This is a genomic window from Rhodococcus sp. 1163 (assembly GCF_002091985.1).
Classification (GTDB): Bacteria; Actinomycetota; Actinomycetes; order Mycobacteriales; family Mycobacteriaceae; genus Rhodococcoides.
In genome coordinates, this window is sequence record NZ_MKKX01000033.1 from 383,240 (window position 1) to 407,226 (window position 23,987).

Annotated in this window: 19 protein-coding genes and 1 pseudogene; 17 read left to right on the top strand and 3 right to left on the bottom strand. The window is 61.3% G+C overall.

What is annotated here, in order from left to right; translation table 11 throughout:
- Positions 1-218: 218 nt before the first annotated feature.
- Both BJD99_RS15620 and BJD99_RS15625 read left to right on the top strand, forming a co-directional pair.
- Positions 219-1,796: a flavin monoamine oxidase family protein gene (locus BJD99_RS15620; protein ID WP_084348025.1), complete on the top strand. Its 1,578-nt coding sequence runs from the start codon at positions 219-221 to the stop codon at positions 1,794-1,796.
- A 32-nt stretch (positions 1,797-1,828) separates the two neighbouring features.
- On the top strand, positions 1,829-2,476 hold the full coding sequence (locus BJD99_RS15625; protein WP_084348026.1) for a Rid family hydrolase: 648 nt from the start codon (positions 1,829-1,831) through the stop codon (positions 2,474-2,476).
- Positions 2,477-2,644: 168 nt separating this feature from the next.
- On the opposite strand, the gene BJD99_RS15630 is transcribed toward BJD99_RS15625, so the two are convergent.
- The 3 genes from BJD99_RS15630 to BJD99_RS15640 all read right to left on the bottom strand — a co-directional run bounded on the left by BJD99_RS15630 (position 2,645) and on the right by BJD99_RS15640 (position 5,825).
- Positions 2,645-3,403 carry an aspartate/glutamate racemase family protein gene (locus BJD99_RS15630; protein ID WP_084348027.1) on the bottom strand — a complete coding sequence of 253 codons (759 nt, stop codon included), beginning with the start codon at positions 3,401-3,403 and terminating at the stop codon, positions 2,645-2,647.
- Positions 3,404-3,413: 10 nt separating this feature from the next.
- A complete protein-coding gene (locus BJD99_RS15635; RefSeq protein WP_084348108.1) occupies positions 3,414-4,970 on the bottom strand; it encodes an NCS1 family nucleobase:cation symporter-1 in 1,557 nt (518 codons plus the stop codon).
- A gap of 129 nt (positions 4,971-5,099) precedes the next feature.
- Entirely contained in the window at positions 5,100-5,825 is a 726-nt protein-coding gene (locus BJD99_RS15640) for a GntR family transcriptional regulator (RefSeq protein ID WP_084348109.1), read from the bottom strand.
- 107 nt (positions 5,826-5,932) lie between these two features.
- Between BJD99_RS15640 and mftE the strand changes: the two genes are divergently transcribed.
- The 15 genes and pseudogenes from mftE to BJD99_RS15715 all read left to right on the top strand — a co-directional run bounded on the left by mftE (position 5,933) and on the right by BJD99_RS15715 (position 23,979).
- A complete protein-coding gene (gene mftE / locus BJD99_RS15645; protein ID WP_084348110.1) occupies positions 5,933-6,637 on the top strand; it encodes a mycofactocin biosynthesis peptidyl-dipeptidase MftE in 705 nt (234 codons plus the stop codon).
- Positions 6,638-6,740: 103 nt separating this feature from the next.
- Positions 6,741-8,138: a mycofactocin biosynthesis glycosyltransferase MftF gene (mftF, locus tag BJD99_RS15650; RefSeq protein ID WP_179142364.1), complete on the top strand. Its 1,398-nt coding sequence runs from the start codon at positions 6,741-6,743 to the stop codon at positions 8,136-8,138.
- On the top strand, positions 8,135-9,604 hold the full coding sequence (gene mftG / locus BJD99_RS15655; RefSeq protein ID WP_084348029.1) for a mycofactocin system GMC family oxidoreductase MftG: 1,470 nt from the start codon (positions 8,135-8,137) through the stop codon (positions 9,602-9,604). The genes mftF and mftG overlap by 4 nt, the downstream gene beginning before the upstream one ends.
- Before the next feature lie 131 nt (positions 9,605-9,735).
- Entirely contained in the window at positions 9,736-11,031 is a 1,296-nt protein-coding gene (locus tag BJD99_RS15660; RefSeq protein WP_084348030.1) for a helix-turn-helix domain-containing protein, read from the top strand.
- 117 nt (positions 11,032-11,148) lie between these two features.
- Positions 11,149-12,672 (top strand): aldehyde dehydrogenase family protein, encoded by a 1,524-nt coding sequence (locus BJD99_RS15665; protein WP_084348031.1) that lies wholly within the window; start codon positions 11,149-11,151, stop codon positions 12,670-12,672.
- Positions 12,672-13,223 carry a DUF779 domain-containing protein gene (locus tag BJD99_RS15670; protein ID WP_256895778.1) on the top strand — a complete coding sequence of 184 codons (552 nt, stop codon included), beginning with the start codon at positions 12,672-12,674 and terminating at the stop codon, positions 13,221-13,223. The genes BJD99_RS15665 and BJD99_RS15670 overlap by 1 nt, the downstream gene beginning before the upstream one ends.
- A gap of 21 nt (positions 13,224-13,244) precedes the next feature.
- Positions 13,245-14,001, top strand: a pseudogene (locus BJD99_RS15675) (cation diffusion facilitator family transporter).
- Between the two features lie 115 nt (positions 14,002-14,116).
- Positions 14,117-15,556: an ethanolamine permease gene (gene eat, locus BJD99_RS15680; RefSeq protein ID WP_084348111.1), complete on the top strand. Its 1,440-nt coding sequence runs from the start codon at positions 14,117-14,119 to the stop codon at positions 15,554-15,556.
- On the top strand, positions 15,553-16,965 hold the full coding sequence (locus tag BJD99_RS15685) for an ethanolamine ammonia-lyase subunit EutB (protein ID WP_084348033.1): 1,413 nt from the start codon (positions 15,553-15,555) through the stop codon (positions 16,963-16,965). Before eat ends, BJD99_RS15685 begins: the two co-directional genes overlap by 4 nt.
- Complete coding sequence (gene eutC, locus BJD99_RS15690; RefSeq protein ID WP_084348034.1) at positions 16,962-17,729, top strand: ethanolamine ammonia-lyase subunit EutC; 768 nt, start codon at positions 16,962-16,964, stop codon at positions 17,727-17,729. Before BJD99_RS15685 ends, eutC begins: the two co-directional genes overlap by 4 nt.
- A 53-nt stretch (positions 17,730-17,782) precedes the next feature.
- Entirely contained in the window at positions 17,783-19,420 is a 1,638-nt protein-coding gene (locus BJD99_RS15695; protein ID WP_084348112.1) for an AMP-binding protein, read from the top strand.
- A gap of 41 nt (positions 19,421-19,461) precedes the next feature.
- On the top strand, positions 19,462-21,402 hold the full coding sequence (locus tag BJD99_RS15700) for an acetoacetate--CoA ligase (RefSeq protein WP_084348113.1): 1,941 nt from the start codon (positions 19,462-19,464) through the stop codon (positions 21,400-21,402).
- 73 nt (positions 21,403-21,475) lie between these two features.
- On the top strand, positions 21,476-22,933 hold the full coding sequence (locus BJD99_RS15705; protein ID WP_084348035.1) for an amidohydrolase: 1,458 nt from the start codon (positions 21,476-21,478) through the stop codon (positions 22,931-22,933).
- Positions 22,930-23,544 carry a TetR/AcrR family transcriptional regulator gene (locus BJD99_RS15710; RefSeq protein WP_084348036.1) on the top strand — a complete coding sequence of 205 codons (615 nt, stop codon included), beginning with the start codon at positions 22,930-22,932 and terminating at the stop codon, positions 23,542-23,544. The genes BJD99_RS15705 and BJD99_RS15710 overlap by 4 nt, the downstream gene beginning before the upstream one ends.
- 9 nt (positions 23,545-23,553) lie before the next feature.
- Positions 23,554-23,979 carry a PPOX class F420-dependent oxidoreductase gene (locus BJD99_RS15715; RefSeq protein WP_084348037.1) on the top strand — a complete coding sequence of 142 codons (426 nt, stop codon included), beginning with the start codon at positions 23,554-23,556 and terminating at the stop codon, positions 23,977-23,979.
- Positions 23,980-23,987: the final 8 nt, after the last annotated feature.

Sequence of the window (23,987 nt, forward strand, 5' to 3'; positions counted from 1 at the left end):
GGCGATGCTTCGGTCGGGTTCCTACGAATGAGAACGCCTGGACAACCGCCGCATGTTTTCTCACACGGAGTTCGGAGAAGGTATTGCCGCATTTCCATCTCCGACTCTTTCGAGTTCCACGATTGACCGGAATCGAAACCAGCTGGTCTGGCAGTAAGCGTGAAGAGGATCCGGCAGAAGGAGTGTATGAACACATGGCAGTAACAAGGAGATCGTTCATGCGGGGACTCGGCGTCACCGGCGGTGCGGGCTTGGCCTACGGTGCGATGTCCACGCTCGGCCTTGCTCCTACCGCCGCAGCTGCGCCGTCGCGATTCCAGGCACCGGCGATGGCAGATCTGCTGGGTAGGGTCGAGGGGAGCCCGTCCGTGGTCGTGCTGGGTGGCGGGCCCGCCGGATTGTGCGCGGCGTACGAGTTACAGAAGGCCGGTTACTCGGTCACCATCGTCGAGGCGCGGGCGAGGCCAGGGGGTCGCGTGTGGTCGGCGCGCTCAGGCACCGAGGAAACGGATCTGAACGGGGAGACTCAGAAGTGCACGTTCTCAGAAGGGCATTTCTACAACGTAGGCGCGACCCGAATCCCGCAGAGTCACATCACTATGGACTACTGCAAGGAACTGGGCGTCGAACTGCAAACTTTCGGCAACCAGAATGCAAATACGCTGGTGAACTACAAGAGCGATACTGCGCTGTCGCGGCAGTCGGTGTCCTATCGCGCGGCCAAGGCCGACACCTACGGCTACATGTCGGAGTTGTTGCAGAAGGCCGCAAGTCGTGGAGCGCTCGACGACGTTCTGACCCCCGATGACAAGGACGCGCTGTCGGAGTTTCTGAGCAGCTTCGGTGACCTCTCGGACGACGGCCGTTATCTCGGTTCGACCCGTCGGGGGTACGACTCCGAGCCGGGTGGCGGCTTGAACTTCGGTGCCGAAACCAAGCCTCAGGGTATGTCGGACGTCATCCGAAGCGGCATCGGACGAAACTTCAGCTTCGAGTTCGGATACGACCAGGCCATGCTGATGTTCTCACCGGTAGGTGGCATGGATCAGATCTATTACGCGTTCGAAGACAGAATCGGGCTGGACAACATCGTCTACGGCGCGGAGGTGACCGCGATGAACAATACCTCCGACGGTGCCACGGTCGAGTACACGAAAGATGGAGTGAAAGAATCGATCTCGGCCGAGTACGTGATCTGCACAATCCCACCGGCTCTGGTTAAGCGTCTGGACAACAATCTCCCGTCCGACGTACTCCTTGCGTTGAATGCGGCGAAGGCCACGCCGTCGGGCAAGCTCGGAATCGAGTACTCGAGGCGCTGGTGGGAGACCGACGAGCGCATCTATGGCGGCGCCAGCAATACGGACATGGACATCTCGCAGATCATGTTCCCGTACGACCATTACAACTCCGATCGCGGAGTTGTCGTCGGCTACTACAACACCGGCAGAAGACACCAAGCATTCGAGTCACTGACGCACAAGCAACGACTGGCCAAGGCCTTGGCAGAGGGCTCGATGATCCACGGTGACAAGTACACCAAGGACATAGCGTCGTCCTTCTCTGGTAGTTGGCGTCGAACAAAATTCTCGGAATCGGCCTGGGTTTCATGGGCCGGAGCGGGCGACTCGCATGGCGGGATGGCCACCCCTGAATACGAGAAGTTGCTCGAACCTGTCGACCGGATCTATTTCGCGGGCGACCACCTTTCCAATGCAATCGCTTGGCAGCATGGTGCATTCACCTCTGCTCGTGACGTCGTCACTGCCATTCATGCCCGCGTCACCGCGTCTTGACCCCGAATCTTTCTCGAAAGGAACAACACTCAATGTCCAATGCCACACGTTCGTTCACCGCAGCCCTTGCCGCCGGGGCAGTCCTCTTCGCTGCGGCGTGCTCGTCGGAAACCGATCCAGCAGTCGAGCCATCAGCGGCATCCGGCGCACGCTCGGTCATCGAACCCGGCGAAGCGACCCCGATGATTGCGCAGGGAGTCGAGATCGGCAGCGATGCAACGGTGTACAAAACCAGCGGGATCGGACCATCAGCGATGAACAAGGCAGCTCCGGAGGGTAGCGCAGAGTCCTATATCGACACTGATCAGTTTTCCGGCGGCACAATGCCTGCAGGCGTCAGCGTGACCGAGGCCCAAGGGATCGGTGTCCTGAAAAAGATCAGAAGCAATCTCGAAGCCGAGGGATACGCGCTCGAAGACGTCGCAACCATGCGGGTGTTCCTTGACAATGCTCCAGGTACCGAGCGGGCTGACTATGCTGGTTGGAATCGGGCGTATCGGCAATTCTTCGCCAACACCGATCTCGACAGCAACGAGACCGAACTCGTGCCGATGGGCACCGCTGAGCCTGCGGCGCCGATGGAACGAAATGCCGCACGACCGTCGCGCTTCGCGCTCGAGGTCGCATCACTCCCAGTTCCGGGATGGCTCGTCGAGGTCGAGGTCGACGCGGTGAAATAGGAGTCTGTGGACCAACGGCGCCGTTACGAATCCACGGTGTCGTTGGTTCCCCCATTCGGCTTGTCCGCGGTGAGAATCCACGAGATGCCGTATCCCCCCTGATGTCCGACCTTCGCGACCGAGTGGTAGCGGTTGTGGACCTTCCGCAGGAACGGAAGACGTTGACGCTCAGTGGTTGTGGCGCAGTCGTGGCGACACTTCGGTTCCGAAGATCGCCAACAGTCCGGCGTAGGGTTTGGGTGGCGGTGGTGCGAACTCGCCACTCTTGCTTGGCCTCAACCCCATGGCAACGAGTGATTGTACGAACAGCGTTGCGGCAGTGACACCATCAACGACGGGTACGCCGATCGCGTTCTGAATGTCTTCGCACAGGTCGGCCATACCGGCGCAGCCGAGGACGATGGCATCACTGCCGTCGCGTAGCAGTGCTTCGCGGCAAGTTTCGGTGATGACCTTGCGTGCATTTGCGTCGGTCTCCAGCTCCAGTACTGGTATTCGACAGGCATGGACACCTCTGCACCGACTCGACATCCCGTAGTGGGCGGCTAGGTCCAACGCTCGTCCAGTGGTTCGCTCCAGTGTGGTCACGACGGAGAATCCGCGACCGAGGAAGCTTGCTGTATGCATTGCCGCCTCGGCGATCCCGACGACAGGTCCCGATGCCACCTCACGGGCGGCATCCATCCCTGGATCACCGAAGCACGCGATGACATATCCGTCGACGCCCTGCGTCTCACCGAGGACTACCTGCTCGAGTATGCCTGGGATGCTGAGAGCCTCGTCGACGTGAGATTCGATGGAGGTAGGCCCCATCGATGGGCTGACTGCCTCGACGAATGTGTCCGGGCCTGCGACGGCCCGGGCACATTCTTCGATCTTGGCGGTCATCGAAGCGGTGGTGTTCGGGTTGATGACCTTGATGTACACGCGGCAGTTCCTATGCTTTGGTCGGCGCGTCGACGTTCATCACAGCGAGCTTCGTCTTGGTGGCGAGGAAGTAGTAGAGCACGAATCCGACTGCACAGCCGATGAACCAGCTGTACTTCGACGCGGTAGACATGCCACCGATCTCCATACCGTCGATGGCGCCGTTGAACAGCACGGTGAACATGGCCAGTAGAGCTCCCACGATGGTGGCGCACACAGCCGCGGGGTTGTATCCCTTCGAGTACCAGTACCGTCCTGCCGGTGACATCGTGAACAACTCGTCGACGACGACCTTCTGCTTGCGGACCAGATAGTAGTCGGCGATCAGGACGCCGAACAACGGTCCGATGAAAGCGCCGAGGGTCTCGAGGGTCAAGTGGATGACGTCCGGGTTGTTGTACAGGTTCCACGGTGTGATCAAGATCGAGCCCACGGCAGCGATCATTCCACCGGCACGCCAACTGATCCGCTGCGGGCTGACGTTGGAGAAGTCGAACGCGGGGGAGATGAAGTTTGCGACGATGTTGATGCCGATGGTGGCGATCGTGAACGTCAGTGCGCCCAGGACGATAGCGAAAGTGCTGTCGATACGGGCGACGGTTTGGACTGGGTCGGTGATCAATTCACCGAAGACCGGCAATGTCAGTGACGCTGTGACGACGACGAGGATCGAGAAGACCAGGAAGTTGACCGGTAGACCCAGGAAGTTTCCTTTCTTCACTGCCGCGTAGGATTTGGCGTAACGCGAGAAGTCACCGAAGTTGAGCATCGGACCCGAAAAATAGGAGACTACGAGCGCGACGGCTCCGAGCATGATCGGCATCGAACTCCACCCCGTGTGCTGAACCCCACCCAGATTGAGATCGATTGCGCGCCAGCCCGCTTTCCAGATGAGGTAGCCGCACAGCACGAACATGACGACGTAGACGGCGGGGCCGCAGAAATCGATGAACTTGCGGATGGACTCCATTCCTCGCCAGAAGACAGCGGCCTGGACGATCCACAGGAAAAGGAAGCTGATCCATCCGAGAGTGGATAGCCCCGCGAATCCGTAGTCGGTGGTGACTGCGTACGGCGCGAGTCCGGGAAAGAGCTTGATGAGCACGATATCGAGGGCAGCGGAGGCCAGGAATGTCTGAATCCCATACCAGGCGACGGCGATGAGGCCGCGGATGATCGCTGGAATGTTGGCACCGAGCACACCGAACGACGCTCGACAGATCACTGGGTATGGGACGCCTGTAGCTTGGCTCGGCTTGGCGACAAGATTGCAGAAGAAGTACACGAGCGTGATGCCGACCAGGAGGGAGATGAGCACCTGCCAGCTGGCCAGGCCCAACGCGAAGAGGCTACCAGCTGTAACGTATCCACCCACCGAGTGCACGTCCGACATCCAGAAAGCAAAAAGATTGTAGGAAGACCAAGACTGATTCTTCAGTGGCGCGAGGTCTTCGTTGGTGAGCCGAGGGTCGTATCCGTCCTTGATCATGCCGCCGCCGACCGAGTGGCCTGCGGCTTCGACCAGGTCGCCTGACGACGCGCCGGGTTGGTGGGATATATCGGTCATCGATGCTCCTGATGTGCGCGAGGTGCGAGTTTCTTCGACCGACACCGCATACGGGTTCGGTCGGTGAAACAAAAGGTAGCGACGAAGTGTTGCACCTGCGTGACGGCAGTGATATATCATTTCGCGCGTTCAGTCCCGAGGTGAGTGCGGCGATTCTGCAAGAAGTCCGGAATCGCTGGAAATCGATGAGATGACCGTATTGAGACGAATGTGGTGGAATTGTGCGATCTCCATCAGGGCCACCGAATCGCGATCGAGAAATGCTTCGAGCATTCTTCGATGGTCGGTGTGTAATTCTTCGCGAACGGATCCGGCTACGTGCACCATTGGCTGTATCGGCTCGGTGATATTCCATGCTGACTCGAGCATGTGGAGAAGTCGCATCATTCTCGACGGCCGGGTGAGAGACATGTGGAATTCGCGACTTTGACGGTGATACTCGCGTGAGTTGTTTACCGTTATACTCTGTTCCAGAAGATGATTGGCTTTGATGGCGCGAACTCGGTCGTCATCGTTCGCAAGTTCGACTGCTGTTACGAGTGCTGCTGATTCGAGCACTTCGCGGACAATGTACATTTCACGAAATTCGGAGGACGTCAATTGGGCGACGGTGTAACCGAGATTGGGGCGGTGGTCTACGAGACCCTCACCTATGAGCGTTTTCAGGGACTCTCGAACAGGGATTCTGCTCACCCCGAACGATTCGGCAACTTCATTCAACGGTATCGGTGTGTTCGGCGGTGCATCGCCGGACAATATTACTCTGCGTAGTTCTTCGAGTATCTTAGGTTGTCGCTCACCGAGGGTCGCAATACTCAGTTGCGCAAGAAGTACTGATCTCCGTCGTGGTGGCATGTAAGTTCCTTCCGGTATCACACCAGCGGCACATTAGTTCGACATTGTTTCGTATGTGTGAAGATTCGGTGGAGAGCGTGGGTCAAGCGTCCGATAGCATTATCGGAATGCTGCCGCCACCCGTCTCCGAGCCGTCGCGATTAGGCATCGGTGGGTGGCCGCGAGTGCAAGGCGCTCAGACCGTCGTTGTGCCCGTCGGATCGTTCGAGCAGCATGGACCGCACCTGCCGCTGGACACCGATACCCGCATCGCCGAGGCGCTCGCGATGCGGCTGCCCGGCACCGTTCTTGCTCCCGCTATCGCCTATGGCGCAAGCGGGGAGCATGAGGGCTTTCCCGGGACCGTATCCATCGGTTCGGACGCGTTGCACGCGGTTCTGGTCGAGTACGGACGCTCGGCGTGCCGTTGGGCCGAGCGTGTCGTGTTCGTCAACGGTCACGGTGGAAACGTCTCGACGCTGATATCCGCCGTCGGACTGCTGCGTTACGAGGGCCGCGATGTCGCGTGGCTACCCTGTGCCGTTCCCGGCGCGGACGCGCACGCCGGCCGGACCGAAACTTCACTGCTGCTCTACCTTTCACCCGACGTCGTCGACATGTCCCGTGTGGAGGTAGGAAATACCGACACTATCGATTCTTTGCTTCCGCGCCTGCGTGCGGGGGGTACGAAGGCAGTATCGCCCAACGGGATTCTCGGTGACCCGCGACTGTCCAGCGGAGATGAGGGTGAGGTAGTGCTGCAGGACATGTGTGCACGGGGCAGCGCTGCAGTGAGTCGGTGGGCACCATCCGATACTGGAATGTTGACGTGATTCAGGTCCTTGATCCGTCCCGGCAAAACCGGCTTCGAGTATGTTCCTCGAAATTTAGGGCAGTGGATGACACATCGGCGCAATGTCCGCTTACGATCACCTGATGGGTCAAGGTCGGTTGCCTGATGGATTCGGGGTACGAGTCGATCCTCGTGTTCGCAAATACTCCGACGGTCGAGTGTTGATCGGTGGCTCACCCACCAGAATGTTGAAGCTTGCACCTACCGCTGCCGCCATGATCGGCGACGGGTTTCTCGAGGTCACCGACTCGCAGTCGGCGCTCGTTGCTCGCAAACTTCTGGACTCGGGGGTAGCCAATCCGCGGCCGATGTCCATCCCGTCTCCGCAGGATGTGACTGTCGTCGTTCCTATGAAGAACAATGCCTCCGGTCTCGGCAGGCTGCTTCCTGCGCTCCACGGTTTGAACGTCATCATCGTCGACGACGGATCCGACGAGCCGGTGACCGCGCCGCCGATGGCCTGGAGCGTCGGTGGGGTGACGGTCCTACGTCACGAGACCTCCAGAGGGCCGGCGGCCGCTCGAAACACGGGACTTCGGAGTGCAACAACGGATTTCGTCGCCTTTCTCGACTCGGATGTCGTTCCCCGCAAGGGATGGCTCGAGGTGATGCTGGGGCACTTCTCGGATCCGGCGGTGGCGCTCGTCGCTCCTCGTATCGTTGCCCTCGAACCCGAGGGCAACGCCTTGGCCAGGTATGAGCATGCTCGCTCCTCTCTCGATCTCGGTCGCAGGGAAGCGGCTGTTCGGGCGGGTAGTTCGGTCTCCTACGTCCCCAGCGCAGCCATGTTGATACGCAGGCACGTAGCCGAGGAATGCAATGGGTTCGACGAATCCATGCACGTCGCCGAGGACGTCGATCTGTGCTGGAGGTTGCAGGAAGCCGGCTGGCGATTGCGATACGAGCCCGTTGCACACGTTGCTCACGATCATCGAGTGACGTTCGGACGGTGGTTCGGCCGCAAACTGTTCTACGGCACCGGCGCCAGCCCTCTAGCCGAGCGTCACCCCGGAATGGTCCCGCCGATTTCGATGTCACCGTGGACCCTGATCGCTACCTTGTTGGCTATCAGTTTCACCAAGCTCGGGCTGCTGGGCGCACTGGCGACTCTCGCAGTGACCATCGGTCGACTACGTAAGATGTTCGTCGGTCTCGATCAGCCCACGCGCATCGCCGCGATACTCGCCGCCGAAGGATTCATTGCAGGGGTTTGGCAACTGGCATCAGCGATGTGTCGGCACTATTGGCCGATAACCCTGCTCGCAGTGTTGCTTTCGAGTCGAATCAGGAAGATTGCACTCGGACTTGCCGTTGCCGAAGCACTGGCCGACTGGTACAACCACCGCGAACTCGGCGGCTTGGATCCGATACGGTATGCCTTCTTCAAGCGGGTCGACGACATCGCGTACGGCACAGGCCTATGGCGAGGTGCCGCCGAGTCTCGTAGCTTGAAGGCGTTGACTCCGCGCATGGACACGTGAGCCCGCTCGAGACTTCGTACGCCGATGTGATCGTCGTAGGTGGCGGCTCTTGTGGCTCCATTGTGGCATCGCGAGCGAGCGCGAATCCGGAGTGTCGGGTAGTGCTCCTCGAAAGTGGGCCCGGGCTCTCGAGCGATGGGACGTATCCGCCGGAGATCCTGGACGCACATGTCCTACCGGTCGGGCCCTCGAGCCCTTGGATGTCGTCGTACCGTGCGGAACTGACGCCAGAGGTCACCCGCTGGATCTCACGGGGGCGAGTCCTCGGCGGCTCCGGAGCAGTCAACGGTGGGTATTTCGTGCGGGGTAGGCCGCAAGACTTCGATGCCTGGCCCGCTTCCTGGTCTTATGACGAGGTGTTGCCCTACTTCCTGAAGTCGGAAACCGATCTGGACTTCTCTGGCGAGTGGCATGGCCGAGGTGGTCCCATGCCGGTAGCTCGGACTCCTCGCGCGGCGCAGAACGAGATCACGAAACTGTTTCACGACGCGGCGATGGCGCTCGGTTATCCGGGAGATCCGGACATGAACGATCCGAGAACGTCCGGCGGAATCGGGTCGGTTCCACTCAATGTCGTCGATGGTCGCAGAGTTAATGCTGCTGCAGCATATCTGCTACCGGTTCTTCGCCGATCCAATCTGGATGTCCTCGCCGAATCCACAGTCGTAGCAGTGCTTTTCGATGGCACCCGTGCGACTGGTGTGGAAGTAGTTCGTAACGGAAGTGTTTCGCGGGTCATCGCTCCATCGGTGGTCCTCTGCGCAGGGGCGGTTCGCACCCCGCAGCTGCTCATGCTTTCCGGTGTAGGTCCGGCGGATCATATTGCAGAGCTTGGTGTTCCGGTTGTTCTAAATCACCCGTTCGTGGGTCGGGAGTTCAGCGATCACCCGGAAGTCGGCGTCTACTATCGAACACCGCTACCCTTCGAACCCGCATCGCCCCTCCAAGAGGTGCTGCATGTCGACGATCTGGAAATACGTCCTTACACAGCGGCATTCGATCGACTGATCCCCGGACTTCCGATCGGTGACCCGATGATCGGTGTCGGCCTGATGAGGTCCGACAGTCGCGGCGACATCACGTTGGCGTCAGCGGACCCCGCGGTTGCCCCACTCGTGAGATATCGATACTTGGAATCAGCGGGCGATCGACGCGCAGTCCAGGCGGGGCTCGATCGTGTTGCCGAATTGCTCGGACGGCTATCGAAGCGGCATCCGATCGAGGTGCTCGATGTCCTGGGCGACCCCCTGCTGAGTCGACTGGGTACTTCGCTTCACCTTTCGGGGAGTTGCGCGATGGGCAACGACAACGGCGTTCTCGACGATAGGTTGCAGGTGCAGGGGCTCGAGGGTCTGATGGTGGCCGACACGTCTGCCTTTCCTGTTGTTCCTACGCGTGGACCGCATGCGACTGCAGTCATGCTCGCCGAGCGTGCCGCGGACTTCCTTTCGGCGTCCGCCACGTAAGTCCTTTCTTCTCGAGGTTCGAGCTGTAAGACCCCACACTCCGAGGCTCTGCCCGGCAAAGGCTTAGCTGTACCCTGAACTATGTGAGCTGCGTTACAGTGACGTGAACATGCAGGAAGGCGTGCATCGGAATGACAGCCAGATTTCCAGGGCAGGGCAACCCCTGGATTGCCGTTCGCCCAGGTGAAGACGTCGATGTTCTCGCCCGGGAGATGTCCACCGCGCACCGACTCTTCGTCGACGACGAGCCGCCCTCGTCCGATTCCGTCAGATCGGTAGTCCTGGACTCCTGGCTGCGCAGCCGAACCAAGGGTGTGAATCCGGACGGTGGAAACGATTCGCTCGCCCTTTCCGGCGCCGAACTCGAGCGATATCGCGACGGTCATCCGATGTCGATCATCAGGCCGGTCATCCGAAAACTGCTCGTCGAGGACGCAGCCGACACCGGTCTGCTGGTCGCGATTTCCGATGCCGAGGGAAGGTTGTTGTGGGTGGAGGGGGATGCGACCGCCAAGGATCGCGCTCTCACCATGAACTTCGCCGAGGGCGCCGATTGGAGTGAAGAGTCCAAGGGAACGAATGCGCCGGGGACGGCGCTCGCCGTCGATCATTGCGTCCAGATCTTCGCGGCCGAGCATTTTTCTCGTTCGGTGCACGAGTGGAGCTGCTCGGCGGCTCCTGTGCATCATCCGACGAGTGGACATATTCTCGGCGCAATCGACATCACCGGTGGTCCGAGAGTTGCTGTGCCCGAGGTGCTCTCGCTGATCCGTGCCACCGTGGCTGCTGCCGAGTCCGAGCTTCGGGTGCATCTGATGAATTCACCGAAGTCACTGGGGGACACAGCACCTCGCCTCGAAGTGCTCGGGAGCGGGCGGCCAGGGTTGGTGCGCGGCAGCGGTCGGTTGGCGCTGTCGCAACGGCATGCGGAAATACTGTTGCTGCTGGGTGATCATCCCGAAGGTCTGAGTTCGGATCATCTCGCTGTGCTGCTCGATGAACACGAACTCGACTCCGTAACGATCCGAGCCGAGATGTCGCGTCTACGGAAGACCTTCGGCGCGTCCGGGCTCGCATCCCGACCGTACCGGTTGGTCGGTGAACTGGCCTCGGATGTAGGTGATATTCGCCGTGCGCTCGACCGTGGTGACGTCGACGCCGCGATGCGGATCTATTCGGGGCCGGTGCTTCCGGGTTCGTCTGCACCCGGTATCGAGGAAATTCGCGAAGAACTGCGATCCAGGATGCAAGCAGCTCTGCTTCGTGTCGGCGACCCTGTCCTGCTCGCCCAGTGGACCTCCTCGATCCACGGTCGTACCGACGTCATTGCCTGGGAGGCGTATCGCGCCACCCTGAACGCAGATTCTGCGCTTTACGGCCAGGTCAACGCACGTATCGATCTACTCGACCGTCAGTTGGGTGTCTGATTCGATCCATGCGCGCGCAGCAACGTAGTTGCTGCGCTGCACAGCAACGTAGTTGCAACGTTGCAAACTCTAGTGTTCTGAATCACATCAGTTCGGTTGATCAGAAGGAGTCACTAGATGTCCGTCTATGCCCGCCCCGGTACGGCCGAAGCAGTCATGTCGTTCCAGCCACGCTACGAAAACTGGATCGGTGGAGAATGGGTGCCGCCGGTCAAGGGGCAGTACTTCGAGAACCCGACCCCCGTCACCGGTGAGAACTTTTGCGAGGTTGCTCGCTCGACCTCCGAGGACATCGAGCTGGCTCTCGATGCCGCGCATGCCGCCGCTCCCGCATGGGGTAAGACATCCGCTGCCGAGCGCGCCGTGATCCTCAACAAGATCGCTGACCGAATCGCCGAAAACCTCGAGTCCATTGCGCTCGCCGAGTCCTGGGACAACGGCAAGCCGATCCGTGAAACTCTCAACGCCGATATTCCTCTGGCAGTGGACCACTTTCGCTACTTCGCGGGTTGCATTCGTGCACAGGAAGGTTCGCTTTCCGAGATCGACAACGACACTGTCGCTTACCACTTTCACGAGCCACTCGGCGTGGTAGGCCAGATCATTCCGTGGAACTTCCCGATCCTCATGGCAGTCTGGAAGCTCGCGCCCGCACTTGCCGCCGGTAATGCCGTCGTGCTCAAGCCTGCCGAGCAGACGCCGGCCTCGATCCTCCATTTGATTTCGATCATCGGTGACCTCCTGCCGCCGGGAGTGCTCAACATCGTCAACGGTTTCGGTGTCGAAGCAGGCAAGCCTCTTGCCTCCAGCCCCCGGATCGCCAAGATCGCCTTCACCGGTGAGACCACCACTGGCCGCCTGATCATGCAGTACGCGTCGCAGAACCTGATTCCGGTCACCCTCGAGCTCGGTGGCAAGAGTCCCAACGTCTTCTTTTCCGACGTCCTTGCCCACAACGACGACTACCAGGACAAGGCACTCGAAGGCTTCACGATGTTCGCGCTCAATCAGGGTGAGGTGTGCACGTGCCCGTCGCGTTCGCTCATCCAGGCCGACATCTTCGACGAGTTCCTGGCCCTCGCTGCGATCCGCACGAAGGCTGTGCGTCAGGGTGATCCGCTGGACACCGAGACGATGATAGGTGCACAGGCCAGTAACGATCAGCTCGAAAAGATCCTGTCCTACATCGAAATCGGCAAGAGTGAAGGTGCACAGATCGTCACCGGCGGCGAGCGCGCCCAACTCGGTGGAGATCTCAACGGTGGCTACTACATGCAACCGACCATCTTCACCGGCAAGAACAACATGCGGATCTTCCAGGAGGAGATCTTCGGGCCAGTTGTTTCGGTGACGTCGTTCAAGGATTACGACGAGGCCATCGATATCGCGAACGACACGCTCTACGGACTCGGGGCCGGCGTCTGGTCGCGAGATGGAGGAGTCGCCTACCGAGCGGGCCGCGACATCAAGGCTGGTCGTGTGTGGACCAACACCTACCACCAGTACCCGGCACACTCCGCGTTCGGTGGGTACAAGCAGTCGGGCATCGGACGTGAGAATCACAAGATGATGCTCGATCACTACCAGCAGACGAAGAACCTTCTGGTGAGCTACGCCCAAAAGGCTCAGGGCTTCTTCTGATGGCCGGCAGGCCTGCGGCTCCGGCCCCGCCTGCGCGTCTGCGAGCAACCGCCGGGGCGATGGAGCTTCTCTGTCGCCTCGGCGGTATCCACGGAGAGCTGATGATGCATCAGTCCGGCGGGTGCTGTGACGGGTCGTCGCCGATGTGTTATCCCGCAGGGGAATTCATCGTCGGTGACCGGGATGTGTTGTTGGGTCTTCTGGACCTACGTCTCGGCGTGGGCGATATCCCGGACGACCTTCCCGAAGGCGGTGACGCCGTTCCGGTGTGGATATCCGGTTCTCAGTTCCAAGCGTGGAAGCACACTCAACTGGTACTGGACGTCGTGCCGGGACGCGGTGGAGGCTTTTCCTTGGAATCACCGGAGGGCGTACGTTTCCTCAGTCGAGGACGTGCGTACACGGCAGTGGAGAACGAACTTCTCGAGCACCATCCGCCGCTTATCGGCCTCGACTGGGAAGAGGGGCGCAGGCCCGAAGTTCCGGGCGAGCACCTGGTGGTCGCCGAAGCTGCGGACGCGTGCCCGGTGCCCGGGATGCTCCAGGGCTGACGCCGTGCCGAGGTCGGACCGATGAAGAGTTCTACGACCGCTCCAGTCACCGGTGGCGACAGCTTCCACACCGTCGTCATCGCCTTCGTGGCGAATTTCGGCGTCGCTGTCGCCACGACTGCAGCCGCAGTCATCGCCGGTTCCGCTTCGCTGGTTGCCGAGGCCGCGCACTCGTGGGCCGACACCGGCAACGAGATATTTCTGCTCGTCGCCCACAAGCGGGGCTCGCGCGGCCCGGACGACGAACGTCCGCTCGGACGCGGTCGAGAGACCTACTTCTGGTCGACGCTTGCAGACGTCGGACCCTACGCTTCGCGCGGTCTTCGCCGAGGACACCGCAGCACTGATCGGTCTCGTCATCGCGGGAATCGGGATCGGGCTGCACCAGATCACCGGCAACGCGGCGTGGGATGCGATGGGTTCCATTCTCGTCGGCATACTTCTGGCAATCGTCGCATTCGTTCCGATCGACCGGAACCGCCGTTTTCTCACCGGCGAACCCGGGTCGCGAGCACTATGGCAAGCAGTAGTCGACAGGATCGAAGAGTTACCGGGTGTAGCGTCGGTGAACTTCGTTCGTATCGAATTCGCCGGGCCCAAGCAGATCTATGTTGTGGCAAGTGTCGATCTCGTCGGTGATGCCGTCGAATCGTCGATCGCGCGCACGCTCCGGCGACTGGAGCGTGAGCTCGAGACCAACAAGGCTGTTGTGGACGCAGTGCTGACAGTCGCAGAACCGGACGAGGGCGACATCGGTGACGTCAACCAAGTGACGTAGGACGCCGTAATTCTCTCGTCATCGAAAGATGACATCTCGCTTACACAGCGGGCCTATTTTGAGCCGACTCGCGCAACCCGCGCGCGCGAACCTCCACTTGCACGAGAGGATTTTCATGTCTGTCAGCGATCCGACGGCATCACATCACGGCGGTGTCGATTCACACGTCGAAGGCGACGACTACCTCGCCAAACGAACGTTGAAGAAGGGCACGGCCGGTTGGGTCCTCCTCGCCGGACTCGGTGTCAGTTACGTTATCTCCGGGGACTATTCGGGGTGGAACTTCGGTCTCGAACAAGGTGGATTCGGTGGGCTTCTCATCGCGGGCGTACTGATCGCGGGAATGTATTTGGCGATGGTACTCGGGATGGCCGAAATGTCCTCGGCGCTACCGGCGGCGGGAGGCGGCTACACCTTCGCCAGGCGTGCACTCGGACCGTGGGGTGGGTTCGCCACCGGTACGGCAATTCTCATCGAGTACGCGATAGCCCCGGCCGCGATCGCCACCTTCATCGGGGCGTACGTCGAATCCCTCGGCCTTTTCGGAATCACCGATGGGTGGTGGGTATATCTGGCGGTGTACGCCATCTTCATCGGCATTCACCTCACCGGCGCCGGTGAGGCGCTGAAGATCATGTTCGTCATCACCGCCATCGCGTTGGTCGGATTGGTGATCTTCGTCCTCGCCGCACTGGGCAAGTTCGACGCGAGCAACCTCACCGACATCGCCCCGACGGATGCAGCGGGCGCGTCGAGTTTCCTGCCGTTCGGATACCTCGGAATCTGGTCAGCGGTCCCGTTCGCCATTTGGTTCTTCCTCGCAGTGGAAGGAGTGCCGCTCGCCGCGGAGGAGGCCAAGGACCCGACCAAGAACGTCCCGCGCGGCATCATCGCTGCGATGGGCATCCTGCTCGTCACCGGCGCATCGGTGCTCTTCCTCGTCACCGGCGCAGGCGGAGCCGAGGCGATGCAGTCATCCGGCAATCCACTCGTGGAGGCGCTCGGCGACAGTGGAGCCGCCAAGGTGGTGAACTACATCGGACTTGCCGGCCTCGTTGCCAGCTTCTTCTCGATCATGTACGCCTACTCGAGGCAGTTGTTCGCGCTCTCTCGTGCCGGGTACCTACCGAAGACGCTCTCTGTCACCAACTCTCGTAAAGCTCCCGTCCTTGCACTCATCGTGCCCGGCATCATCGGTTTCCTGCTCTCGCTCACGGGGCAAGGTGCGATGTTGCTCAACATGGCAGTCTTCGGCGCCGCGCTGAGTTACGTTCTGATGATGATCAGCCACATCGTGCTGCGTCGCAAGGAACCGGAGATGGAACGCCCGTACCGCACTCCCGGTGGAGTCGTCACTACCGGCTTCGCCCTGGTAGTCGCCGCGCTGGCCGTCGTCGCAACGTTCCTTGTCGACAGCACTGCAGCGCTCTGGTGCCTGGGCGTGTTCGCTGCGTTCATGCTGTATTTCGGTATCTACAGCCGCCATCACCTGGTCGCGAACTCGCCCGACGAAGAGTTCGCAGCGCTGGCGAAGGCAGAAGCTGAGCTCGAATGACCACCTACACGCAGCAGATATCGGGCACTACCTACCAGTTCGACTCTCTCGTGGAACTGATGGCCAAAGCGACGCCACTACGCTCGGGCGACGAATTAGCCGGGTGCGCAGCACAATCCGATGCAGAGCGTGCGGCAGCACAGTGGGCACTGTCGGAAGTCTCCCTCGGGGTATTTCTGCAGGACCTTCTGGTTCCCTACGAAACCGACGAAGTCACCAGACTCATCATCGACTCGCATGACCGCGTCGCGTTCGGCGCAGTCTCGCATCTCACGGTGGGAGGACTCCGAGACTGGCTTCTGCACACTGCCGCATCGACCTCGGCTGCAGCGACGCTACGTGCCGTTGCACCAGGCCTCACCCCGGAGATGGTGGCTGCAGTCAGCAAGATCATGCGGAACCAGGATCTGATCGCGGTGGCACGCGCTGCCGAGGTCACCGCAGCGTTTCGCACGACGATAGGCCTGCCGGGAACGCTCGCGACGAGGCTGCAACCCAATCATCCGACCGACGACCCACGCGGCATCGCGGCGGCAACGTTGGACGGGTTGCTGTTGGGGTCGGGGGACGCCGTCATCGGAATCAACCCGGCGACCGATTCACCTCATGCGACGTCGGATCTGTTACATCTCCTCGACGACATTCGTCAGCGTTTCGAGATCCCGACGCAGTCCTGCGTCCTTTCGCACGTCACGACGACGATGGAGCTGATCGAAAAAGGCGTTCCCGTCGACCTGGTTTTTCAGTCCGTCGCGGGAACCGAGGGCGCCAATTCTGGTTTCGGCGTCAATGTTTCGCTCCTCCGCGAAGCCAACGAAGCAGGTCGATCGCTGCACAGGGGAACCGTCGGCAACAACGTCATGTATCTCGAAACCGGCCAGGGTTCAGCGCTGAGCGCCGGCGCGCACCTTGGAATGGGAGGCAAACCAGTAGACCAGCAAACACTGGAGACGCGGGCGTATGCGGTATGCCGCGACCTCGAACCGTTGCTGGTCAACACCGTCGTCGGATTCATCGGACCCGAGTACCTCTACGACGGTAAGCAGATCATCAGAGCCGGGCTCGAGGACCACTTCTGTGGAAAGCTGCTCGGCCTACCGATGGGTGTCGACGTCTGTTACACCAACCACGCCGAGGCCGATCAGGACGATATGGACACGCTGTTGACGCTTCTCGGCGCCGCAGGAGTGGCCTTCGTCATCGCCGTTCCCGGTGCGGACGACGTCATGCTCGGCTATCAGAGTTCGAGTTTTCACGACGTCCTGTACGTGCGTCAGGTACTGGGCCTCGAACCTGCTCCCGAATTTGCGGCCTGGCTCGATCGCCTGGGCATGGTGGACTCCCATGGTCGGATACTCGACGTCGACGCAACGGGGTCCCCGTTACGAGCGCTGACGGGTACACGATGACCGAGATCGAACCCACCGACTTCTGGGCGGACCTGAGACTGAGTACGCAGGCTCGAATCGGACTGGGCCGCACCGGCGATTCACTGCCGACGCGACGTGTTCTCGAGCTCAGGTCCGCACACGCCGCGGCCCGTGACGCCGTACACACGCCACTGGAGGTGGACTCGTTCACAGTCGCCGTCGAGCGGGTAGGGATCGGTGCTCCTGCCGTCGTGACTTCGAAGGCGACATCGCGGGCGGAGTATCTCCGCAGACCGGACCTGGGCCGACAGCCCCAGGATCTGTCTTCGATCACGCCGGGGGAGTTCGATATCGGATTCGTGCTGAGCGACGGACTCTCGCCGCGCGCACTGACCGATCATGGAACCTCGATGTTGGAAGCGCTTGTCGAGGAATTGGCAGACCTGTACACGATGGCGCCGCCGGTCATCGCGACCGAGGCTCGGGTGGCACTGGGCGATCACATCGCAGAGGCGATGGGGGTGCGCACTGTCGTCGTGCTGATCGGTGAACGCCCCGGGCTGTCGGTGGCCGACAGTCTGGGCATCTATCTGACGCATCTGCCTGCGCCAGGCCGGTCGGACGCCGACCGCAACTGCATCTCGAACATTCACCCACCGGAAGGATTGGGCTATCGGCAATCCGCCAAGATCGTTGCCGGACTCGTGCGGGGCGCGCGCAGCCTGGGACGGTCGGGTGTGGCGCTGAAGGACACCTCTCGAGCGGATGTTCTCGAATCCTCGGAGACCATGACGCTCGACTGAGTACCCCTGTCCGGGGGTGGTCCTCGGTGACGCAGCTCACTATCGTGGGAGTCATGGAGACACTCAGCTATGCGTCAGGAGCGTCGCCTCAGCCGCTGCTCGCAGACACTATCGGAGCAAATCTGGATCGAACTGCATCGCTGTACGGCGGGCATGATGCGCTGATAGATGTCGTGTCCGACCGGCGGTGGACCTATTCGGAGTTCCTCGCGGACGTGGAATTGTTGGCCGCGGGCCTGCTGGTGCAAGGCGTCGTGAAGGGCGATCGCGTCGGCATATGGGCCCCGAACTGCCCGGAGTGGGTACTGGCGCAGTACGCAAGCGCCAAAATCGGTGCCATTCTGGTCAATATCAACCCGGCCTACCGCACCCACGAGTTGCGGTTCGTACTGAAGCAATCAGGCGTGTCGGTCCTACTGTCGGCGCAGGAGTTCAAGGGCGCGGACTACGCGGCCATGATCGAGGAGGCTCGTCCGGAAACTCCTGATCTGCGGGAAGTGGTATACATCGGCAGCTTCGGATGGGAATTGATGACCGACCGCGGGCACCGCGCGCTGGCCGATCGACCACGAATGGTCGCCGAGGTGCAGGACCGACTGCGGGTCGACGATCCGATCAATATCCAATACACCTCGGGTACAACAGGATTCCCCAAAGGCGCCACGCTCAGCCACAGCAACATCCTGAACAACGGGTTTTTCGTCGGCGAACTGTGCCACTACACCGCCGAGGACCGAGTGTGCATCCCGGTGCCGTTCTATCACTGCTTCGGCATGGTCATGGGCAACCTTGCCTGCACAAGCCACGGCAGTGCCATGGTGATCCCTGGACGAGCTTTCGAGCCTGCTGCAACGCTCGCCGCCGTCGAGAAGGAGAGGTGCACATCGCTGTACGGCGTCCCGACGATGTTCATCGCCGAACTTGCGCTGCCGGAGTTCGATTCGTTCGACCTGTCGAGTCTACGCACCGGAATCATGGCAGGGTCGCCGTGCCCGGCGGAGATCATGAAGCAGGTGATAGACAAAATGGGAATGAGCGAGGTGTCCATTTGCTATGGCATGACCGAGACTTCGCCAGTCTCGCTGCAAACTCGTAGCGAGGACACCATCGACCAAAGAGTCTCGACGGTAGGTGCAGTAGGTCCGCATCTCGAGGTGAAGATCGTCGACCCGACGACCGCGGAGACCGTACCGCGCGGTGAGCCGGGGGAGCTGTGCACACGAGGCTATTCCGTCATGGCCGGGTACTGGCAGAACCCGGAAAAGACAGCCGAGGCCATCGATGCCGAGGCGTGGATGCACACCGGCGACATCGGAGTCATGGACGCCGACGGCTACGTCGCCATCACAGGGCGGATCAAGGACATGGTCATCAGAGGGGGAGAGAACATTTACCCCCGAGAGATCGAGGAGTTTCTGTACTCCCACCCCGATATCCTCGACGCTCAGGTGATCGGAGTTCCCGACGCGAAGTACGGCGAAGAACTGATGGTTTGGATCAGAATGCGGGACAGCGCAGTACCGCTCGATGCCGCTGCGGTTCGAGCATTCAGTGAGGGAAAACTGGCAGGCTACAAGATCCCGCGATACGTCCACGTCGTCGATGAGTTCCCGACAACGGTCACCGGTAAGGTGCGGAAAGTCGAGATGCGTGAGAAGTCCATCGTAATGCTGGCAGTGGAGCCGCAGTGACCTACGACGCGGATCGGGCACCGTCGGGAATACTGAACAATATGACCGATACGCAGTGGACGCCGTCGACCGAGGACATCGAGAATGCGCGCATCACGGACTTTCAGCGCTACGTCCAACGGCGGCACGCTCTCGACCTGACCGACTATCGATCGTTGTGGACATGGTCCACCGAGAATCTCCCCGATTTCTGGCGCGCGGTGTGGGACTACTTCGACATCATCGTCGCCGATCGACCCACCTCGATTCTCGAATCGACCGATATGCCGGGGGCACAGTGGTTTACCGGCGCCGCGCTGAACTACGTCGACCAGGTCGAGCGACATATCCGAACCGATCGGCCCGCGATCGTCCACGCTCACGAGGACGGATCGATCACCAGACTGTCCTGGCACGAGTTGGCTAGGCAGGCAGCATCGCTGGCCGAGACGTTGAAGACTAGAGGCGTCACGAAGGGAGACCGCGTCGTCGGCTATCTTCCCAACATTCCCGAGACGGTGATCGCGTTTCTGGCGGTGGCAAGCATCGGTGCGGTGTGGTCGGCCTGTGGACAGGACTATTCCGCGTCTGCCGCATCGGATCGGTTGGGACAACTGGATCCGAAGGTGCTGATCAGCGCCGATGGGTACTCCTACGGCGGCAAATTCCACGACAAGACTGCAGACGTCAGCGCGTTGCGTGAGAACTTGCCGACGGTCGATCTCGTCGTCCAGGTCGGCACGCATGTCACTGCAGGATCGATCACGTGGGACGAGGCCACTGCCGGCGAGCGCGTGTGGACCAGTGTTCCTGTTCCGTTCGACCATCCGCTGTGGATAGTGTTCTCCTCGGGTACCACGGGTTTGCCCAAGGGGATCGTGCACAGTCATGGTGGAGTTCTGCTCGAACATCTCAAGTCCGTTGGACTGCAATCGGATATCGGACCGAATGACACGTTCTTCTGGTACACGAGCCCCAGTTGGATGATGTGGAATTTTCAGGTGGCAGGTCTCCTCGTCGGCGCCACCATCGTGACTTCGTCCGGTAGCCCGGGCTTCCCGACGGCCGATGCGTTGTGGAAAATCGCTGCCGCACAGAAGGTCACCTTCCTTGGAACGAGCCCGGGCTACGTGCTGTCTTGCATCAAGGCGGGTTCACACCCAGGTGAAGATCACGACCTCGGTGCGCTGCGGGCGATCGGGATCACCGGGTCTTCGCTACCGGCCACATCGTCGATCTGGTTGGCGGACAACATCAGCCGTGACGTCCCGGTATTCTCGATCTCGGGTGGGACCGATGTGGTCTCGGCGTTCGCGGGTGGGGTGCGCACGGTGCCGGTATGGCCGGGCGAACTGTCGGCCCCCTACCTCGGCGTCGCGCTGGCCGCGTACGACGACCAGGGTCGTTCGGTAACCGGCGAGGTAGGCGAACTCGTCATCACCGAGCCGATGCCGTCGATGCCGACCCGGTTCTGGAACGACGAGGACGGATCGCGGTATCACGACGCGTACTTCGATACCTTCGAAGGGGTGTGGCGCCACGGAGACTGGATTACCGTCACCGATCATGGCAGCGTCATCGTTCACGGGCGTTCCGATTCGACATTGAACCGCAACGGTATTCGAATGGGTAGTGCCGACATCTACCAGGCAGTCGAATCCTTACCCGAGGTGGTCGAATCCCTCGTCCTCGGGATCGAATCCGGCGACGGTAGCTATTGGATGCCGCTGTTCGTAGTGCTGGCCGACGGTGCCGAACTCGATGAGCCGCTACGAGGACGGATCGAGGCGGTCATCAGGGAGCACGCATCACCGCGGCATGTACCCGATGAGATCATCGCAGCCCCCGGAATCCCACACACCAGGACGGGGAAGAAGCTCGAGGTTCCGCTCAAACGGATCTTTCAGGGTGATGACGCCGCTCGCATTCTCGACCGCTCGGCCGTCGATGCACCGGATCTGGTGGATTGGTTCGTCGAACGTGGACGAGACCACAGCCGCTGATGCTTCACCTTCGTCAGAGGTTCCCACTCGGTCGGCCCACGCTTTCAAGGCAAGAGTGTTCTAGAGTCCGGAGGTGCTGATCAGAAACGTGGTTCTCGCCGCGGGCGGCCCGACCTTCGAAGTGCAGACGGTCGGTGGTCGGATCGCCGAGGTGACCCCGTCCGGGAGTGCTTCGCGCGCCACCGAGGGGGAGATCCTCGACGGTCGGGGAGGGGCGCTGTTGCCCAGTTTCGTGGACAATCACGTGCATCTGACGCAGTGGGCCGCATCGTTGACGCGGATCGATGTCTCGGAATCAGACTCTGCCGCTGCCGTCGTGGACATCCTTGTGCACTCCGAGGAGCGGTACGGGCACGGGATACTGCGCGCCCAAGGTTTTCGGGACGCGCTGTGGCCCGACGCGCCACACAAGGATGTGTTGCAGAGGGCCCTACCGGACCGCCTCGTGGCGATCACGAGCATGGATCTGCACACACTGTGGCTCAGTCCGGCACTTCTGGCCGAACTGTCCATCGATCATCCGACGGGGATATTGCGCGATCACGACTGCATGGAAGGTCTCGGTGCTCTCGACCGGCGGGCCGATACCGAGCACGGTGATCGCAGTGTCCTCGACGCCACCGCCGAATTGGCTCGACGAGGCATCACCGCCGTGACCGATTTCGAGTACGCGGACAACAGAGCTGTCTGGCTGCGTCGTGCCGACGTCGGGCAGTCATTCGTCGACGTGTCCATCGCGGTGTGGCCGGAATGGCTCGAACACGAGTTGCACCTCGGCGCGAGGACCGGTGATCGCATCGGTGACGGGCGGCATCTTTCACTCGGCCCGCTGAAGGTGATGTTCGACGGTTCACTGAACACCCGAACCGCATGTTGTCACGACGCGTATCCCGATGGTTCCGGAACCGGCCTGCTTCTCGAGACGCCCGCAGACCTCCAGGCACTGATGCGCAAGGCATCCGAAGCCGGAATGCAGCCGGCTGTTCACGCGATCGGTGACCGCGCGAACTCACTCGCACTCGACGCGTTCGAGGCTATCGGGGCCGGCGGGCGGATCGAGCATGCTCAACAGGTCCTGCCTGTCGACGTGCAGCGGTTCGCCGCGGCAGGCGTCGCGGCCTCCATCCAGCCTCAGCACGCGATGAGCGACCGTGACGTCGCCGACGAACTGTGGAGTGGGCGAGCCTCGATCTCCTACCCGTACGCCTCGCTGCATCGCGCGGGCGTGGAGCTGCTGTTCGGCTCCGACGCCCCGGTCAGCTCGCCGTCGCCGCTCGATGCGGTCGCCGATGCCGTGTGGCGCACCGACGACGATCGCCGGCCGTGGCAGGTCGAGGAGGCGCTACCGCTGAATATCGCCTTGAGCGCGGCCTGTGGTGGCCGCCCATCGGTCGAAGTCGGGGATGCCGCGGATCTGGTGATTCTGGCCGAACACCCCGCGAACTTGGGAAACCGCGACCTGCGTTCGGATCCTATTCTGGCCACTGTTCGCGCAGGCAAGGTCACATTCGAGCAAGCTGGGACAACATGAGTGGAGATGCGGAGCGAGGTAGCTGGCGCTTCTACGAGGGCTCGGTGCTCTCCGCGCCGCTGGCTGCGGCCCTCGCAGCGTTCGTCGAGCAGGGCTACCACGGGGCTTCGGTGCGTGAGATCGCAGCTCGCGCCGGACTGTCGGTGCCAGGGCTGTATCACCATTTCCCGTCGAAGCAGGCCCTTCTGGTGGGTCTGATGAAGGCCGCTATGGCTGATTTGCTTCAACGGTCGAGGATCGCGGAATCAGAAGCTGGGTCCTCACCCAGCGCCCGGTTCGATGCCGTCGTCACCTCGTTACTCCTGTTCCACATGTATCGCCGGGATCAGGCGTTCATCGGATCGACCGAGATCCGCAGCCTCGAAGCCGACAACCGCAGTGAGTACATCGCCCAACGTGATGAGCAGCAGCGCATGCTCGACACGATCGTCCACGACGGCGTCGAGTCGGGTGACTTCGACACCGAGCATGCGGAGGATGCCTCTCGGGCGGTGACGACACTGTGCGTCGGAATCGCAGGATGGTATCGGCCCGACGGTCCACTCTCGGCGCCAGAACTTGCAGCGGTGTATCTGACGATCGCACGGAGAATTGTCGGTGGTAGTCGATAGGCTCGCGGGATGGCAACACTGGCGGATAGTGAGGTTCGTGAATTTCTCGGCTTCGGCACGAGAACAGGCAAGCTCGGCTACGTCGCGGCGGACGGGCGGCCGCTGGTGGTGCCGATATGGTTCGTTCTCGAAGACGAGACGATCGTGTTCAACACTGGTGCCGAGACCGCGAAGGGGCGCGCGATCGCACGTGACCCGCGCGTCGCGTTGTCGGTGGACCTGGAGGAGCCGCCCTACGGATTCGTGCAGATTCAAGGAATCGCCACGACGTCCGAGGAGCCGGCAGACCTGGTGCGTACTGCCACCGAGATCGGCGCCCGATATATGGGAGCCGAGCGTGCCGCAGAGTTCGGCAAGCGCAACGGGGTGCCCGGTGAGCTGGTGGTTCGTATTCATCCGACCAAGGTCATCGCGTCGCTGGACATGACCGCCTGAGCAGGCGC

Coding starts and splice junctions, on each gene's coding strand:
- eutC (WP_084348034.1), top strand. CDS start 16,962: ATGACCGAGATCGAACCCACCGACTTCTGGGCGGACCTGAGACTGAGT.
- BJD99_RS15670 (WP_256895778.1), top strand. CDS start 12,672: ATGGCCGGCAGGCCTGCGGCTCCGGCCCCGCCTGCGCGTCTGCGAGCA.
- BJD99_RS15640 (WP_084348109.1), bottom strand. CDS start 5,825: ATGCCACCACGACGGAGATCAGTACTTCTTGCGCAACTGAGTATTGCG.
- BJD99_RS15620 (WP_084348025.1), top strand. CDS start 219: ATGCGGGGACTCGGCGTCACCGGCGGTGCGGGCTTGGCCTACGGTGCG.
- BJD99_RS15695 (WP_084348112.1), top strand. CDS start 17,783: ATGGAGACACTCAGCTATGCGTCAGGAGCGTCGCCTCAGCCGCTGCTC.
- mftE (WP_084348110.1), top strand. CDS start 5,933: ATGCTGCCGCCACCCGTCTCCGAGCCGTCGCGATTAGGCATCGGTGGG.
- BJD99_RS15625 (WP_084348026.1), top strand. CDS start 1,829: ATGTCCAATGCCACACGTTCGTTCACCGCAGCCCTTGCCGCCGGGGCA.
- BJD99_RS15665 (WP_084348031.1), top strand. CDS start 11,149: ATGTCCGTCTATGCCCGCCCCGGTACGGCCGAAGCAGTCATGTCGTTC.
- BJD99_RS15635 (WP_084348108.1), bottom strand. CDS start 4,970: ATGACCGATATATCCCACCAACCCGGCGCGTCGTCAGGCGACCTGGTC.
- BJD99_RS15685 (WP_084348033.1), top strand. CDS start 15,553: ATGACCACCTACACGCAGCAGATATCGGGCACTACCTACCAGTTCGAC.
- eat (WP_084348111.1), top strand. CDS start 14,117: ATGTCTGTCAGCGATCCGACGGCATCACATCACGGCGGTGTCGATTCA.
- BJD99_RS15660 (WP_084348030.1), top strand. CDS start 9,736: ATGACAGCCAGATTTCCAGGGCAGGGCAACCCCTGGATTGCCGTTCGC.
- BJD99_RS15710 (WP_084348036.1), top strand. CDS start 22,930: ATGAGTGGAGATGCGGAGCGAGGTAGCTGGCGCTTCTACGAGGGCTCG.
- BJD99_RS15715 (WP_084348037.1), top strand. CDS start 23,554: ATGGCAACACTGGCGGATAGTGAGGTTCGTGAATTTCTCGGCTTCGGC.
- BJD99_RS15700 (WP_084348113.1), top strand. CDS start 19,462: ATGACCGATACGCAGTGGACGCCGTCGACCGAGGACATCGAGAATGCG.
- mftF (WP_179142364.1), top strand. CDS start 6,741: ATGGGTCAAGGTCGGTTGCCTGATGGATTCGGGGTACGAGTCGATCCT.